The following is a 14,494-nucleotide window of genomic DNA, read 5'->3' on the forward strand; positions in this document are numbered from 1 at the left end:
CGGCGATCGGACCCGCGGCTGGGGAGGAATCGCCGCGCGCGGCGCCCATCCGCCGGTTCATCTGTCGCTGTTGGGCGCAGCATCCCTCGCCTGCGTGCAACGGCGACAGATGAATGCACCCGCCGCGCCACCGCGCACATCACCACCACGCGGCGCCGCGCGCTTCAGGACGTAGAGTCGATCCGCCGTCCGATCCGGCGTAGGATCGTCAAACCCGAACTCCGGTCAGTTTCAGCAAGGATGCCGATGCCCGTCGACCCCGTGACGCCCGCGCGCGTCGCCGCCGCCGTCTCCGCTCCCCGCCGTCCCCGCGCCCCGCTGCCGGCGCGCGCCTGGGTCGTCGTGGTGGTGGTCGGGCTGGTCGGCCAGCTCGCCTGGACCGTCGAGAACATGTACCTGAACGTGTTCGTGTACGACACGATCTCTACCGATCCGACCGTGATCGCCCTCCTCGTCGCGTTCTCGGCGATCGCGGCGACCCTGGCCACGATGCTCATCGGCGCGGCATCCGACCGAGTGCGCCGCCGACGTCCGTTCATCGCGGTCGGCTACGTGCTCTGGGGCATCACCACGGCGATGTTCGGGTTCGTCCAGCCGGCGGGCGGACCGGATGCCGCGCAGAGCGTCGGCCTCGCGGTGGTGGCGATCATCGTCCTGGACTGCGTGATGTCGTTCTTCGGCTCGGGCGCGAACGACGCCGCGTTCAACGCATGGGTGACCGAGTCGACCGTTCCCGCCAACCGCGGCCGGGTCGACGGGGTGCTGGCCATCATGCCCCTGATGGGCATGCTCATCGTGTTCGGGGCGCTCGACCCGCTGACCCGCGACGGCCAGTGGAAGCTGTTCTTCGGCCTGGTCGGCGTGGTCACCGCGGTGGTCGGCGTGATCGCCTGGTTCCTGGTGCGCGAACCGGCCGCCACCCGCACTCCGCCGGACGGCTACTTCGCCGCCGTGGTCAACGGCCTGAAGCCCCGCACGGTGCGCGCGAACCCGCGGCTGTACCTGCTGCTGGCGGCCTGGGCGGTCATCGGCACCAGCACGCAGGTGTTCATCCCGTACCTGATCATCTACATCCAGCGGTATCTGCGCATCGAGGGGTATGCCATCGTGCTGGCCAGCGTCCTCATCCTCGCGGCCGTGATCAGCGTGCTCGGCGGCCGGGTGATCGACCGCATCGGGAAGGTGCGCGCCATCATCCCCGCGACCGTGTTCATGATCGCCGGGCTGGTCGGCATGTTCTTCGTGCGCGAGATGCTCCCGGTGATCGTGTTCGGCACCATCATGATGGGCGGATTCATGCTCTCCACCGCGGCGCTGTCGGCGAGCGTGCGTGATGTCACCCCGGTCGAGCGCGTGGGCATGGTGCAGGGGCTGCGGATGATCGCCATGGTCCTCATCCCGATGGTGGCCGGCCCCTTCATCGGCGCGGCGGTGATCGTCGGGGCGAACGAGACCTACGTCGACCTCGGCATCGTCAAGCAGGTGCCGACGCCGTGGATCTTCCCGGCCGCCGCCGCCGTCGCGGTGTTCGTCGTGATCCCGATGCTGCTGCTGCGCCGGGCGCCGGCGCCGGCCCTCGAGGACGTCTCGGTATGACGATGCTCACCCGCTGGGGCCGGACGCTGGACGCCGCGGCCCCGCTGCCCGAGTACCCGCGCCCGCAGCTGCGGCGCGAGGCCTGGCAGAACCTCAACGGCCGGTGGCAGTACGCGATCACGCCGTTCGGCGGCTCGGACCCGCTCGCGGTCGCCGATCCGACGCAGGCGCCGCCCGACTGGGACGGACCGATCACCGTGCCGTTCTCGCCCGAGACCGTCCTGTCCGGGGTGCAGCGGATGCTGCAGCCCGACGAATCGCTCTGGTATCGACGCACCTTCACGGTCGATCCCGCCGCCGACGAGCGGGTGCTGCTGCACTTCGGCGCGGTCGACCAGAGCTGTCGCGTGGCGGTCGACGGGACGGAGGTCGGCGGCCACACCGGCGGGTACCTGCCGTTCACGCTCGATGTCACCGCGGCGCTCGCCGACCGCCGGGGGCACGAGCAGGGGCACGAGTGCGAGCTGATCGTCGCCGTGCGCGACGTGACGGATGCCGCGTGGCTGGCCCGCGGCAAGCAGTCCCGCCGCCGCGGGGGCATCTGGTACACCCCGCAATCCGGCATCTGGCAGACGGTCTGGCTCGAGACCGTACCGCGGATCGCGGTCGACGCGCTCGTGCTCACCCCGCAGCTGGACGACGGGATGCTGGAGGTCGAGATCGGCAGCGAGCATGCACCGGCCGGGGCCGAGGCTGAGGTGCGGATCCTGGCGGACGGCGACGTCGCGGCATCCGCCGCCGTGCCCGTGGGCGCACCCACCCGCATCCCGCTGCCGCGCCCGATCCGCCCCTGGTCGCCGGATGACCCGTTCCTCTACGACGTCGAGGTGACGCTCGGCGCCGACCGGGTGCTCTCATACGTCGGCATGCGGTCGTTCGGGGTCGGCCGTGACGCCCGCGGCGTGCCGCGGCTGCTGCTGAACGGCGAGCCGCATCTGCCGGTCGGGCTGCTCGACCAGGGCTACTGGCCCGACGGCGGATACACCGCACCCTCCGACGAGGCGCTGGAATACGACATCCGGCTGGCCCAGCGGATGGGTTACACGATGCTGCGCAAGCACATCAAGGTCGAGCCGATGCGCTGGTACCACCACTGCGACCGGCTCGGCATGCTGGTCTGGCAGGACGCGGTCAACGGCGGCACCGCCTACGCGCCGCAGATCATCACCGCTCCCGCGTTCGGGGCGCCCGCGATCTCGGACCGACGCCATCGCGCGTTCGGGCGCGCCGACGAGCGCGGCCGGGAGCAGTTCGAGCACGAGCTGGCCGAGATGATCGCGCACCTGCGCTCGGTGCCGTCGCTCTCGCTGTGGGTGCCGTTCAACGAAGGCTGGGGACAGTTCGACGCGGCCCGGATCGCCGAGCTGGTGCGCCGCCTCGATCCCACCCGGCCGATCGACCACGCCAGCGGCTGGCACGACCAGGGCGTCGGCGACCTGCAGAGCCGGCACATCTACTTCCGGCCGGTGCGGGTGCCGCGCCGGCGCGACGAGCGCGTGCTCGCGGTCACCGAGTACGGCGGATACAGCCTGGCCGTTCCCGGACACGGCTGGGGGCCGCGCACGTTCGGCTACCGTCGCTACCGCACCCGCGCCCGCCTGCAGGATGCGCTGGTCCGTCTGCACCAGCGCGAGATCGAACCCGCCGTGCGGCGGGGCCTGGCCGCGCTCGTCTACACCCAGCTGTCGGATGTCGAAGACGAGGACAACGGCCTGGTCACCTACGACCGGCGGTTCGTGAAGGTGGACGAGCAGGTCCTGCGCGGCGTGAACGACGCGCTGCGGGCGGCCGCCGGCGGCCCGTCCGCCGTCGAACCCGTCCGCGTCGGAGGAGGATCCCGATGACCGCCCGTGAGCTCGTCGCGCCCGTCTCGCTCACCGGCCCCGACGGCCGGCTCAACCCCGACGCGGTCGGCTGGGCGCGGCATCCGCTCGTCGACACCGGCGGAATCGGCGCCGGCCCGCGCGCCGTCCCCACCGCGTGGGGCCGCAACAAGCGCTGGGAGTACTGGGGTGTGGTCACCCCCACGCATCTGCTCGCCCTGACGGTGTCGTCGATCGACTACGCCGCCGTGCACGAGGTCTGGATCTTCGACCGCGAGACGCGGCGCTCGTGGCACCGCGGCGCGACCGTGCTGCCGGCCCGCGGGGTCACGCTGCCGCCCAGATCGGATGCCGGACCCGCCCGCGCCCGCGCGAAAGACCTCGAGATCGACGTCGAGCCGTCGCGGGAGCGGCGGGACGAGGCGGCGACGTCGGTCCGCCTGCGCGCGCGGATCCCGGGCGCCGGGTTCGACCTCACCGTCACGCGCCCGGACGGCCACGAGTGCCTCGCCGTGGTCGTGCCGTTGCGTGACACCCGCTTCCAGTACACGGTGAAGGATGTCGCCCTCCCGGCCTCCGGAACCGTCACCACGGACGGCACCGTGCACGAGGTGCCCGCCGGGGCCTCGTGGGCCGTGCTCGACCACGGCCGCGGCCGCTGGCCGTACGACGTGCGCTGGAACTGGGGCGCCGGATCCGGCGTCTCGGGCGGGCGCACCATCGGGGTGCAGGTCGGCGGACAGTGGACCGACGGCACCGGACAGACCGAGAACGGGCTGGTCGTGGACGGCGTGCTGCACAAGATCCACGACGAGCTGGTGTGGGACTACGACCCGGCCGATCACCTGCGACGCTGGCACATCCACGGGGACGGGCTGACGGCATCCTTCACGCCCTTCCACGACAAGCAGAGCCGCACGAACCTGCTCGTCCTGGCCAGCCGCACCGATCAGTGCTTCGGCACCTGGGCGGGCAGCTTCGTCACCGCGCAGGGCGAGCGGATCGCGTTCGACGGCATCGAGGGGTGGGCCGAGGACGTGCACAACCGCTGGTGAGTCCTCGGCTGAAGTCGTGCCCGGCATGTGATCACGCTGCCGGCGATCCGCGGCATCCATACTTCATCACATGATGAACAATGCGGTGGAGATCCGCCGGCTGCGGGTGCGGCGCGGCCGGACCACCGTCTTCGACGGCCTCGACCTGGACCTTCCCGCCGGGATGGTGACCGGCCTGCTCGGTCCGTCCGGCGGCGGCAAGACGACGCTGATGCGCGCGATCGTGGGCGTGCAGAAGATCGACGCCGGCAGCGTCCGGGTGTTCGATCAGCCGGCGGGATCCCGCGGCCTGCGCACCCGCGTCGCGTACGACACGCAGGCCGCCTCGGTGTACGGCGATCTCACCGTGGCGCAGAACCTGCGCTACTTCGCCCGTCTGGTGGGCGCCGGGCGGGGCGAGGTCGACCGGGTCATCGCCGAGGTCGGGCTGCAGCCCCAGGCCTCCCAGCTGATCGCGTCGCTGTCCGGCGGCGAGCGGGGACGCGTCTCGCTGGCCACCGCGATGCTGGGCACGCCCGAGCTCGTGGTGCTCGACGAGCCGACGGTGGGCCTGGACCCGGTGCTGCGCGAGAGCCTCTGGCGGGTCTTCCGTCGGCTGGCCGATGCCGGGGCGACGCTGCTGGTGTCCAGCCACGTCATGGACGAGGCCGTGCGCTGCGACCAGATCGTGCTGGTGCACACCGGTCGCGTGCTGGCCCAGACCACCCCGGCGCAGCTGCTCGCCGAGACCGGGGCATCCGATCCCGACACGGCGTTCCTGCGGCTGATCGAGCGGGACGCCCGGGCCCACCCGCACCTGCGCCGCGAGACGCACCGAGACCACGAGGCCGCATCATGAGGATGCTCGCCACTGCCGGGCGGGTGCTGCGGCAGCTCGGCCACGACCCGCGCTCGATCGCCCTCATGCTGATCGCGCCGAGTCTGCTGGTCGGCCTGTTCGCCTGGCTGTTCAGCGACCAGGACGGCGTTTTCGACCAGTTCGGCGCACCGATCCTGGCGCTGTTCCCGTTCATCGTGATGTTCCTGATCACCTCGATCACGACCCTCCGCGAGCGGAGGTCGGGCACGCTCGAGCGCCTGATGACCACCCCGATCGGCAAGGCCGACATCATCGTCGGCTATGCGCTCGCGTTCGGGCTGATGGCGATGCTGCAGGCCATCGTCACCGTGGGCTTCGCCGTCGGCGTGTGCGGACTGGATGTCGAGGGCCCGCTGTGGCAGCTGGGTCTGGTCGCGGTCGTGGATGCGCTGCTGGGCACCGCACTGGGGCTGCTGGCCAGCGCGTTCGCCCGCACCGAGTTCCAGGCCGTCCAGTTCATGCCGCTGCTGGTGTTCCCGCAGATCATCCTCGGCGGACTGTTCATGCCGCGCGACCAGATGCCCGACGTGCTGTACGCGATCAGCGATTGGCTGCCGCTGAGCTATGCGATCGACACGATCAACGCCGTGACCGCCGGTGACGAGGGGTGGGACGTGTTCGGGCCGCTGCTGATCGTGGTGGCGTTCCTGGCGGGATGCCTCGTCCTGGCCTCGCTCACCCTGCGCCGCCGCACCCGATGACGCGATCGCTGGTACTCTGTAAGTAAGTGGTTACTTACGAAGGAGGCGGCCATGTCCCGCACACCGACCACGCTGGACGCGTTCACGCTGAGGACGCAGCGCACGATCCTGCTGTCCACCCGCAAGCGCGACGGGTCGTGGGTGTCGACGCCCGTGAGCATCGTCGTGGACGACGATGGGCGACTCTACTTCCGCACGTACGACGCCGCCGGCAAGTACAAGCGGCTGCGCAACTTCCCCCAGGTGCGTGTCGCCCCGGCGACCACCCTGCGGGGGCGTCCGACCGGACCGGCCGTGGACGGCACCGCGCGCCGCATCAGGGGAGACGACGAGGCGCGTGCCCGCACGCTCCTGGCGGCCAAGTATCCCGTGCTGCACCGGCGGCTCGTTCCCTGGCTGCATCGGCGCAAGGGCTGGACGACGGTCCACTACGAGCTGACGCTCGATGACTGAGGCGGATGCCGCACCCGCCCGCACCCGCGATACGGTGGTGCACGCCGCCATGGAGCTGTTCGGCCGGCAGGGGTACCGCACCACCACCATCGCGCAGATCGAGGCCGCCGCCGGCCTGTCGCCGGGCGCGGGCGGGCTCTACCGGCACTTTCCATCCAAGCGCGCGCTGCTCGAAGAAGGGCTCCGACGGCAGGCGGAGCAGGGGCGGAGCCTGGCAGCGTTCCTCGAGGACCCCGACGGCCTCGCCGCCCTCGGTCTGCGCGAGCGGCTGCAGGCGGTCGCGCGCGCCGGGCTGCGCCGGCTCGAGACCGAGCGCGATGTGAACCGGCTGCTCGTGCGCGACCTGGCCGCGTTCCCGGATCTGCTCGCACAGGTGCGGGAGCAGGAGCTCGCGGCGGTGGTCGGGATGGTGGCCGCCTGGCTGCAGGCCCAGCCCGAGACGCCCGTGGGCGATCCGGACTGGGAGGCCCTGGCATCCGTCGTCGTCTCGGCGATCAGCCACTACTGGGTGCTGCGCGACGTCTACGACGGTGTCCACCCGCACGGCGTCGACGAGGAGCGGTTCGTCCGCGCACTCGCCGATCTGGCCGCCCGCGCCTGGCGCACCGCGGACTGATACGTCGGCGTTCGGCGGGTGCTGGGCCGGCGCGGATCACTCCGCGATGTCGTCGCGATCGCGCAGCTTGGCGGTGAGCTCGAGCAGCCGGTCCAGCTCGTCGTCGTCGAGCACCGACATCCGCTCGGCGATCGACCGGGCGTGGGCGGCGCCCACGGCGCGGAACCGCGACGCGCCGAGCGGCGTGGCCTGCACCAGCGCACCGCGGCCGTCCTCCGGGTCGGCGCACTTGTGGATCAGGCCGCGCGCGACCATCCGGTCGATCAGCCGCGACACGCTCGGCTGGCTGATCAGCATGTTCGCGGTGACGTCGCGCAGCCGCGCGGTCAGCTCCGGCCCGCGGGCCACGGTCAGCAGCACGTCGTATTCGGCCTGGGACAGATCGGTGCGCTCGAAATCCTCGCTGATCACGGCGAACACCTCGTGCTGGGCGCGGAACAGGCTCTCCCACGCGGCGACGGCGAGGCGGCGGTCGGTCATGGGCACCAGCGTAGCGGGCACCTAGGCTGGCACCCATGCGAAGATTCGTCCGCGCCCTCGCTGCCGTCGCCGTCGTGGTCGCGGCATCCGTCTCGCCCGTCCTCCTCGCCACGCCCGCGCAGGCCGTCGCGCCAGCGCAGGCCGTGCCGGAGGCCGTCGGCCCGGTGCCCTCCGGAGTCGACGACTTCACGTTCCGCAGCCTGGACGCCGACTACACGCTCGGCCGCGAGGACGACGGGACCAGCACGCTGCGGGTGGTGGAGACGTTCGTGGCGGTCTTCCCCGACACCGACCAGAACCACGGCATGCGCCGCAGCATCCCGGATCACTACAACGGTCAGCCGCTGGACCCGACCTTGGTCTCGGTGACCGATGAGAACGGCGCGGCGCGCGACGCCGAGACCGATTCGGACGACGGGGTGTTCTCGATCACCTCGCGATCGGACGACTTCGTGCACGGCCCGCAGACCTATGTGTTCACGTACACGCTGCGCCACGTCACGTGGACCTTCCCCGACACGGGCGACGACGAGTTCTACTGGGACGTCAACGGCAACGACTGGGCGCAGCCGTTCGACACCGTGAGCACGACGCTGCACGTGCCGGTCGCGCTCGCGTCGGCGCTGACCGGGCAGCGGGCCTGCTACCAGGGCGCGTTCGGCGGCACGGACACGTGCGACATCTCGGCATCGACCGGGGCCGACGGCTCGGCGACGGTGACGGCGCAGGCCCGGGGCCTGAAGCCGTTCGAGACGATGACGATCGCGGTCGGGTTCACGGCGGGCACCTTCGTGCCGTTCGACCCGTCGTACCTGGCCTCTCCGTGGGGGTGGGTGCAGGGGCTCGCAGGCCTCGGCGTCCTGGGGGCGCTGATCACCGTCATCGTCACCCGGGTGCGTCGGCTCGGCGATGCTCCCGGACGCCCGGTCATCATCGCCGAGTACACGCCGCCGGCCCAGATCGACGCGCTGCAGGCGGCCGTCATGCTCGGGCGGAGCACGAAGGCGATTCCCGCCGAGGTGCTCGAGCAGGCGGTGGTCGGCAGCATCCGGATCGTCGAGGGCGAGCGTCGGCTGTTCGGCGGACACAAACTGCAGGCCGAACTCGTCGATCCGTCGCGCGCCGACCGGGACGGACGGATGCTGCTGTCCGGCCTGTTCGGCGACGATCCCGCGCCGGGGGCGGTGTTCGAGTTCGGCCGGTCCGACACCCGGTTCTCGAGCGCGGCCCGCAGCATCCTCAGCTGGGCTGACAAGAACCTCACGGTGATCGGACTGCGCCGCCCGGTCCCACGACGACAGCGCGGGCTGCCCCTGCTGCTCAGCGGTGTGTTCGGCGCGATCACGCTGGTCGCCGGGATCCTGGCCCTCGCCGCGGACGTCTCGCCCGCCGTGCCCGTCCTGCTCTTCATCTTCGGGATCGCGGTGTTCATCGCGAGTGCGATGCTGCTGGCGCGCAAGCCGCTGTCGGCCGAGGGTGCCGAGGTGCGCGATCATCTCAAGGGGCTCCAGGTGTTCATCGAGTGGGCCGAGGCCGACCGCATCCGCATGCTGCAGTCCCCGGAGGGCGCCGAACGCGTGCCCGTCGACGTGAACGATCCGCGCCAGATGCTGAAGCTGTACGAGTCGCTGCTGCCGTACGCGGTGGTATTCGGCCAGGAGAAGCAGTGGGCGCAGCAGCTCGCGGTGATGTACACGGCCGGCTTCGGCGCCACGGCCGTGCCGTACTGGTACGTGGGCACGCACGGCTTCGACGCGGACGCGTTCTCGGCCGGCATCGGATCGCTCTCGAGCGCGGCATCCTCCGCCTCGTCGACCTCCGGCGGTTCGGGTGGCGGCGGCTCCGCCGGGGGCGGCGGCGGAGGCGGTGGCGGTGGCGGGGTGTGAGCGCATCGCACTCACGTCCGCTGCGGAATCCGGGCCGGCCGGCCGCGTGACCTCGGTCCGGCCAGCCGACGCCCGACCTGTTCGTACTGCCGGCGCATCGATCCTGCGGTCGCGCGCCAGCGGCGAGCAGGGTCGATGGATGCGGGTGCCCGGACCTGCGGCATCCCATCGACCATGCGGATCTCCCATCCACTCCAGTCCAGGGAGCGGTGATGCCACCAGCACAGCGGAACGCCGTTGTCGATGTGCGTCGGGCCGCCCCGCGCGTGCTCTGCGACGTGATGGATCTCGCACCACTCCGCAGCGACGTGGCAGCCGGGGATGACGCAGCCGCCGTCGCGGGCGTGGATGGCGCGACGCTGCTGTGACGTGAAGACCCGCTGCGGCGAGCCGAGGTCGATGATGCGGCCGTTCTCGTCGAGGACGAGACGCTGGATCCCGCCGCAGCAGGCGATCTGCCGTGCCACGGATGACGGGACCGCGCAGTCGGTCCCGTCGACGAAGCCGACCCCGTCGGCGCGCTGCAGCTCGTCGGCCGAGATGGTCACCAGCAGCGTCGGGGGAGCGCCGCCGATCGAGGGCGTTTCGGCCGCGCGGGCGGCCACGCCGAGGATCGCGGCGAGCACGTCGTGCTGTCGCTGTGCGCGGGTGCGGGTATCGGCGAGCGGCTCGGGCTCGTCCGGCACCTCGCGGAACGCGACGCCCGGGTCGTCCGTGCGGTCGTGCGTGCGCGGGTTCGAGAAGGAGTCGAAGAGGCGCTGCACCTGCGCTGCGACATCCGGCAGCATCCCACCGCGGAAGGGCACGATCCCGTTGCGTTCGCGGCCCAGGATGAAGGAGCGATCACGCAGCGCCCTCGCCTGCTCGGGCAGAGTGCCGTCCGGGTCGAGGAAGAGGCGCCAGACCTTCGCCTGCAGCCGGGTCTCGTCGGCGGTGCAGGCCGGTGCGTCGGCCGCGCCGGCGCCGGTCGCCGCCTCGACGAGCTCGCTCTCGGCGACCGCGAGATGCCCGGGCGCGCAGCGGTCGGCGATCGGACCGAGCACGCGGCTGATCGCGGCCGCACCGTCCAGTCCCATCGTGCCGTCGATCACGGCCTCTCGGATCGCGGGGAAGTGTGCCGGCCGCGGCTGTCCGGTCAACGTCGTCCGGGTGGCGATCAGCCGGGCGGTCTGCACGCGGGTGTGGGCGGTGCCGGAGGCGACGCCGGTGAGGCGCGTGAGAAGGTCGATCGCGTTGACGCAGCCGTGGCGGCCGGAGAGCCGCTCCGCGCCGAGTTCGGGCCGGGAGCGGTGGTCGATCTCGCCTGCGGCGACGATGCGCAGTGCATCCACGCGCCGGCCGAGCGACTCGGCGATCCGCGCGAGCGCGATGGCATCGGCATCCGTCATCGTCCGCGGCGAGTCGTCGCCGAGCGCGCCGCCGACGGCGTCACCCAGCGCGGCGTCGAGACGCGTGAGCGTCTCGAGCAGTGGTGGGGATGCGATGTCCATGCTTCCACTGTAGGAAGGACCACCGACATCCAGTCGAAGGCAAATCCCGGGTCAGCGGTACTTTCTGTGGATAACTCCGCAGACTCGCCGCACAGCGGCACCTGTGGAGGAATCGCCGCCCGGGCGAGAGCCTCGGCGACGGGCACCGGGCTGACGACGCGCACCGGTCTCCCTGGGGGAGGAAATGGTGAGGGCCGGTCGGAGAGGCTCCCGACCGGCCCTTTTTCCCTTGCACCAAGAGTGTCCTGCAATCACATGTCGGCAGCTGCCACAGCAAAACAACTGCCTGGAATGACTATATAACGGGAAGGTAACGGAGCACCAGGGGTCGGCGTTATCTTTTCGTGATTCTTGGCAAACTCATCAACTCTCACGCCCGCGCCGTCACGATGTCCTTCATGTGCGCGTGTGCTTCTTGCATCCCGGGGTTGTGCACCCGCGGATCATCGGATGCACCGCGCATCGCCATCTCCTCGATGTACCGGCGGTCTGCCTCGAGCCTGGCGAGGGGGTCTCCGCCGACATGGCCGTGACCGGGCACGACGACCGTCGCCTGCGCTGCGAAGGGGGCGAGGCGATCGAGCGCGTCCAGGTACGCGGGAAGATCGTCGGGGTAGAACGGCAGAGGCAGCTCGACGTCACTGAGCATGTCGCCCGCCACCAGCACACCCTGTTCTGGGAGCCAGAGCGCGGTATGCCCGGGTGCGTGCCCATCGTGGATGATCAGCTCGATCTCGACTCCATCGGGCACCGACTCCCGAGGGATGCTCCCGTCCACGCCACGAACGCGTCCCATCAGTTCGACCAGGTGCGCGGGGAATCCGGGACCGAGCAAATCGATCAGCGTCTTCCTCTCGACCGCCGCAAGATCCGCTGTGGGCTCTGATGCCCAGCGCGGGGCTGCACCGAAACCCGGATGCCACAGCAGGTGGTCCTGGTGGGCGTGGGTGGCGAACCCGCCAATCACACGAAGACCTCGCCGCAGGATCTCGGCTGCGAGGGAATCGAGTTCATCGGGCATCCAAGCGGGGTCGACGAGAAGCGCATCAGAACCCCCGACGAGCAGCGTCGAGTTCGTCGACATCCGCCGGCTCGTTGCGATCATCACTCCGGGGGCGACTTCGCGCAGTGTCGTCATGCGGGATCCTTCCTGGCCGACCGCACTCGCGAGAGTACCGCGATGGCTGCGGCGACCGCGAACCGCCGGAATCGGCCGGCTCGAGGCTGCGCGTCTCCCATCGCTCCAGTATCGCGTCTGGCGCAACCCCCTCCGGACGGCGCGGCAAGCGACGGATCCACGAGAAGCCGGCCGTCGGCCATGTCGTCGCGTGCGAGCCGTGGCTGCAGGCGGAGGCGACGTCGGAGGCCGCTGGCAGACTGGCCCCATGGACGCGAGCATCGGCACCCCGGGCGGCACGCCCGAACGCCCCGCCGTCTTCTTCTCCGGTCCGGGCGAGTTCCGTTCCTGGCTCGAGGCGCACCACGCCACCGCGACCGAACTATGGATGGGGCTGTACCTGAAGCACGTGTCCGACCGCGGCCTCACCTGGGAGCAGGCGGTCCCCGAGGCGCTCTGCTTCGGCTGGATCGACTCGGTCTCGCAGCGCATCGACGACGATGCCCGCCGCCAGCGCTGGACGCCGCGCAAACCCGCCGGCAACTGGTCGAGCGTGAACATCGCCCTGGTCGAACGGCTCACGGCCGAGGGGCGGATGCACCCGGCCGGCATCGCGGCGTTCGAACGGCGACGGGCCGACCGCTCGGGCGTCTACTCGCACGAGCGGCCGGCGCAGGAGCTTCCGCCGTCGGCTCAGGCGCTGTTGGCAGCGGATGTCGCGGCCTGGGCATTCTGGGAGCACGCGACCCCCACCTACCGTCGGCAGGCCGTCCACTGGGTGCTCTCGGCCAAGCAGGAGGCCACGCGCGATCGACGGCTCAGCCAGCTCATCGACGACAGCGCGGCCGGACGGCTGATGCCCTTCCAGCGCTACGGCCAGACGCCGAAGTGGGTCGAAGGCGCTGCGGCGGCCGCGCGCGCGGCATCCGCCGACGCTCGGTGAGCCAGGCCGCTCAGCCGCTCAGCCCAGCAGCTGCTCGATCACGGTGAGCACCCCGGCATCCGCGTTCGACGGCGCCCGGAAGCGAGCGGCGGCGGCGACGTCGGGGTGCGCGTCGGCCATCGCGTACGACCAGTCTGCCGCCTGCAGCATCGGGAGGTCGTTGAGGTAGTCGCCGAACGCCGCCGTCTGTGCCGCCGTCACCCCGAGCGAGTGCTGCAGGCTGCGCAGGGCGACGCCCTTGTCGACGCCGATGTTCATGATGTCGACCCAGTGCTGGCCCGACACGACCACCTGGTGCGTCGCGCGCAGGTCATCCAACTCGACCGCCGTGTGCGCCTCGCCGCCGTCGAAGTCGAAGATCGCGATCTTGATCGGGATCTCGTCGATCGCCGTGAGGTCGTCGACGATCTCGAGTCGCGCGTAGTACTTGTCCGCTTCGGCCAGGAACGCCGGGTCGGTGTTCTCGACGTAGGCGGAGCGCTTGCCGCACAGCACGACACCGGCGTGCAGCGCGCCGAGGGCGACCAGCGTGCGCATCCGATCAACGAACGCGGCGGTGAAGTCCTCGTCCAGCGCGTCCGAGCTCACCTCCTCCTCGCCGCGGACGACGAACGCGCCGTTCTCGGCGATGTAGTCCAGCTCGACCTCGACGTGGCCGAACATGCGCTGCAGCGTGGCCAGCTGACGTCCGCTCGCGGGCGCGAACGCGATCCCGCGCTCGTGCAGCCGGTCCAGCAGGGGCCACAGCGCGTCCGGGATCCTCCCCTCGGGGGTCAGCAGCGTCCCGTCCATGTCGACGGCGATGAGGCGGATGTCGGGTGGGGTCACCGTTCCATCCTCCCAGGGCCTCGGCGGCCGGCTCACCGGCGACTCACGCCAGCAGTCCGGTGATCACCGCATCGACCGTGCGCTCGGCCGAGGTCCAGACATCCGCCGCCGGCAGCGCGCGCAGCGGACCGTGCAGGGCCAGGCGCGCGAACCCGTGCACGGCCGACCAGCACGGCCACTCCGCCCCGGATCGTTCATCGGCGGGCAGCGCGCCCTCGTCGACGAGCGCATCCAGGGCGGTCACCAGCGCGGCCAGCGGGGCCGGCAGCGGGGCGGCATCGGCGCTGTCCGGCCGGGCCTCGATCGTGGAGAACGCCGCCTCGAACCAGCCCGGCTCGCGCAGCGCGAACGCGATGTAGCCCAGACCGACGGCGCGCAGGCGGCCTGTGGCATCGGGGGCGGATGCCTGGAACGACCGCATCCGCTGCGCCATGTCGTCCTGGATCCTGGTCGCGACCGCCGCCAGCAGTGCGTCGCGGTCGGCGAAGTGGCGATACGCCGCGCTGGGCGAGACCCCGACGCGGCGGGTGACATCCCGCAGGGCGAGGGCGTCCGGCCCGCCGGCGCGGGTCAGCTCCAGGCCGGCCTCGATCAGCGCCTGGCGCAGATCGCCGTGATGGTAGGTGGCGCGCGACAGCTCCGGCATC

14 protein-coding genes are annotated in these 14,494 nt (G+C 71.4%); 9 read left to right on the plus strand and 5 right to left on the minus strand.

All coding sequences use genetic code 11. The features are described from left to right. Positions 1–246: 246 nt before the first annotated feature. From AC0L6F_RS13480 to AC0L6F_RS13510, 7 genes are all read left to right on the plus strand, one after another. Positions 247–1,596 (plus strand): MFS transporter, encoded by a 1,350-nt coding sequence (locus AC0L6F_RS13480; protein ID WP_473538294.1) that lies wholly within the window; start codon positions 247–249, stop codon positions 1,594–1,596. Then, complete coding sequence (locus tag AC0L6F_RS13485; protein ID WP_473538296.1) at positions 1,593–3,440, plus strand: glycoside hydrolase family 2 protein; 1,848 nt, start codon at positions 1,593–1,595, stop codon at positions 3,438–3,440. The genes AC0L6F_RS13480 and AC0L6F_RS13485 overlap by 4 nt, the downstream gene beginning before the upstream one ends. Next, positions 3,437–4,474 (plus strand): DUF2804 domain-containing protein, encoded by a 1,038-nt coding sequence (locus AC0L6F_RS13490; protein WP_473538298.1) that lies wholly within the window; start codon positions 3,437–3,439, stop codon positions 4,472–4,474. Before AC0L6F_RS13485 ends, AC0L6F_RS13490 begins: the two co-directional genes overlap by 4 nt. Positions 4,475–4,544: 70 nt before the next feature. Next, entirely contained in the window at positions 4,545–5,312 is a 768-nt protein-coding gene (locus AC0L6F_RS13495) for an ABC transporter ATP-binding protein (protein WP_473538300.1), read from the plus strand. Next, entirely contained in the window at positions 5,309–6,034 is a 726-nt protein-coding gene (locus tag AC0L6F_RS13500) for an ABC transporter permease (RefSeq protein WP_274637104.1), read from the plus strand. The genes AC0L6F_RS13495 and AC0L6F_RS13500 overlap by 4 nt, the downstream gene beginning before the upstream one ends. Before the next feature lie 51 nt (positions 6,035–6,085). Beyond that, entirely contained in the window at positions 6,086–6,487 is a 402-nt protein-coding gene (locus AC0L6F_RS13505; RefSeq protein ID WP_473538302.1) for a PPOX class F420-dependent oxidoreductase, read from the plus strand. Beyond that, the gene (locus tag AC0L6F_RS13510) at positions 6,480–7,103 is read left to right on the plus strand and encodes a TetR/AcrR family transcriptional regulator (protein WP_473538303.1); all 624 of its coding nucleotides are present in this window, start codon (positions 6,480–6,482) and stop codon (positions 7,101–7,103) included. Before AC0L6F_RS13505 ends, AC0L6F_RS13510 begins: the two co-directional genes overlap by 8 nt. A 36-nt stretch (positions 7,104–7,139) precedes the next feature. On the opposite strand, the gene AC0L6F_RS13515 is transcribed toward AC0L6F_RS13510, so the two are convergent. After that, a complete protein-coding gene (locus AC0L6F_RS13515; RefSeq protein ID WP_274637107.1) occupies positions 7,140–7,583 on the minus strand; it encodes a MarR family transcriptional regulator in 444 nt (147 codons plus the stop codon). Positions 7,584–7,618: 35 nt separating this feature from the next. On the opposite strand from AC0L6F_RS13515, the gene AC0L6F_RS13520 reads away from it, so the two are divergent. Further along, a complete protein-coding gene (locus tag AC0L6F_RS13520) occupies positions 7,619–9,469 on the plus strand; it encodes a DUF2207 domain-containing protein (RefSeq protein WP_473538305.1) in 1,851 nt (616 codons plus the stop codon). Positions 9,470–9,480: 11 nt separating this feature from the next. On the opposite strand, the gene AC0L6F_RS13525 is transcribed toward AC0L6F_RS13520, so the two are convergent. Together AC0L6F_RS13525 and AC0L6F_RS13530 are read right to left on the minus strand one after the other, a co-directional pair. Beyond that, on the minus strand, positions 9,481–10,959 hold the full coding sequence (locus AC0L6F_RS13525) for an HNH endonuclease signature motif containing protein (RefSeq protein ID WP_473538306.1): 1,479 nt from the start codon (positions 10,957–10,959) through the stop codon (positions 9,481–9,483). 370 nt (positions 10,960–11,329) lie between these two features. Beyond that, a complete protein-coding gene (locus AC0L6F_RS13530) occupies positions 11,330–12,223 on the minus strand; it encodes an MBL fold metallo-hydrolase (RefSeq protein ID WP_473538307.1) in 894 nt (297 codons plus the stop codon). Positions 12,224–12,344: 121 nt separating this feature from the next. On the opposite strand from AC0L6F_RS13530, the gene AC0L6F_RS13535 reads away from it, so the two are divergent. After that, complete coding sequence (locus tag AC0L6F_RS13535; RefSeq protein ID WP_473538308.1) at positions 12,345–13,019, plus strand: YdeI/OmpD-associated family protein; 675 nt, start codon at positions 12,345–12,347, stop codon at positions 13,017–13,019. Positions 13,020–13,037: 18 nt separating this feature from the next. Here the strand turns inward: AC0L6F_RS13535 and AC0L6F_RS13540 are convergent, their stop codons facing one another. Beyond that, positions 13,038–13,847, minus strand: a complete 810-nt coding sequence (locus AC0L6F_RS13540) for a Cof-type HAD-IIB family hydrolase (protein ID WP_473538309.1) — start codon at positions 13,845–13,847, stop codon at positions 13,038–13,040. A 43-nt stretch (positions 13,848–13,890) separates the two neighbouring features. Then, positions 13,891–14,493: a TetR/AcrR family transcriptional regulator gene (locus AC0L6F_RS13545; RefSeq protein ID WP_473538310.1), complete on the minus strand. Its 603-nt coding sequence runs from the start codon at positions 14,491–14,493 to the stop codon at positions 13,891–13,893. Position 14,494: the final 1 nt, after the last annotated feature.

The organism is Microbacterium sp. G2-16M, from assembly GCF_055809115.1.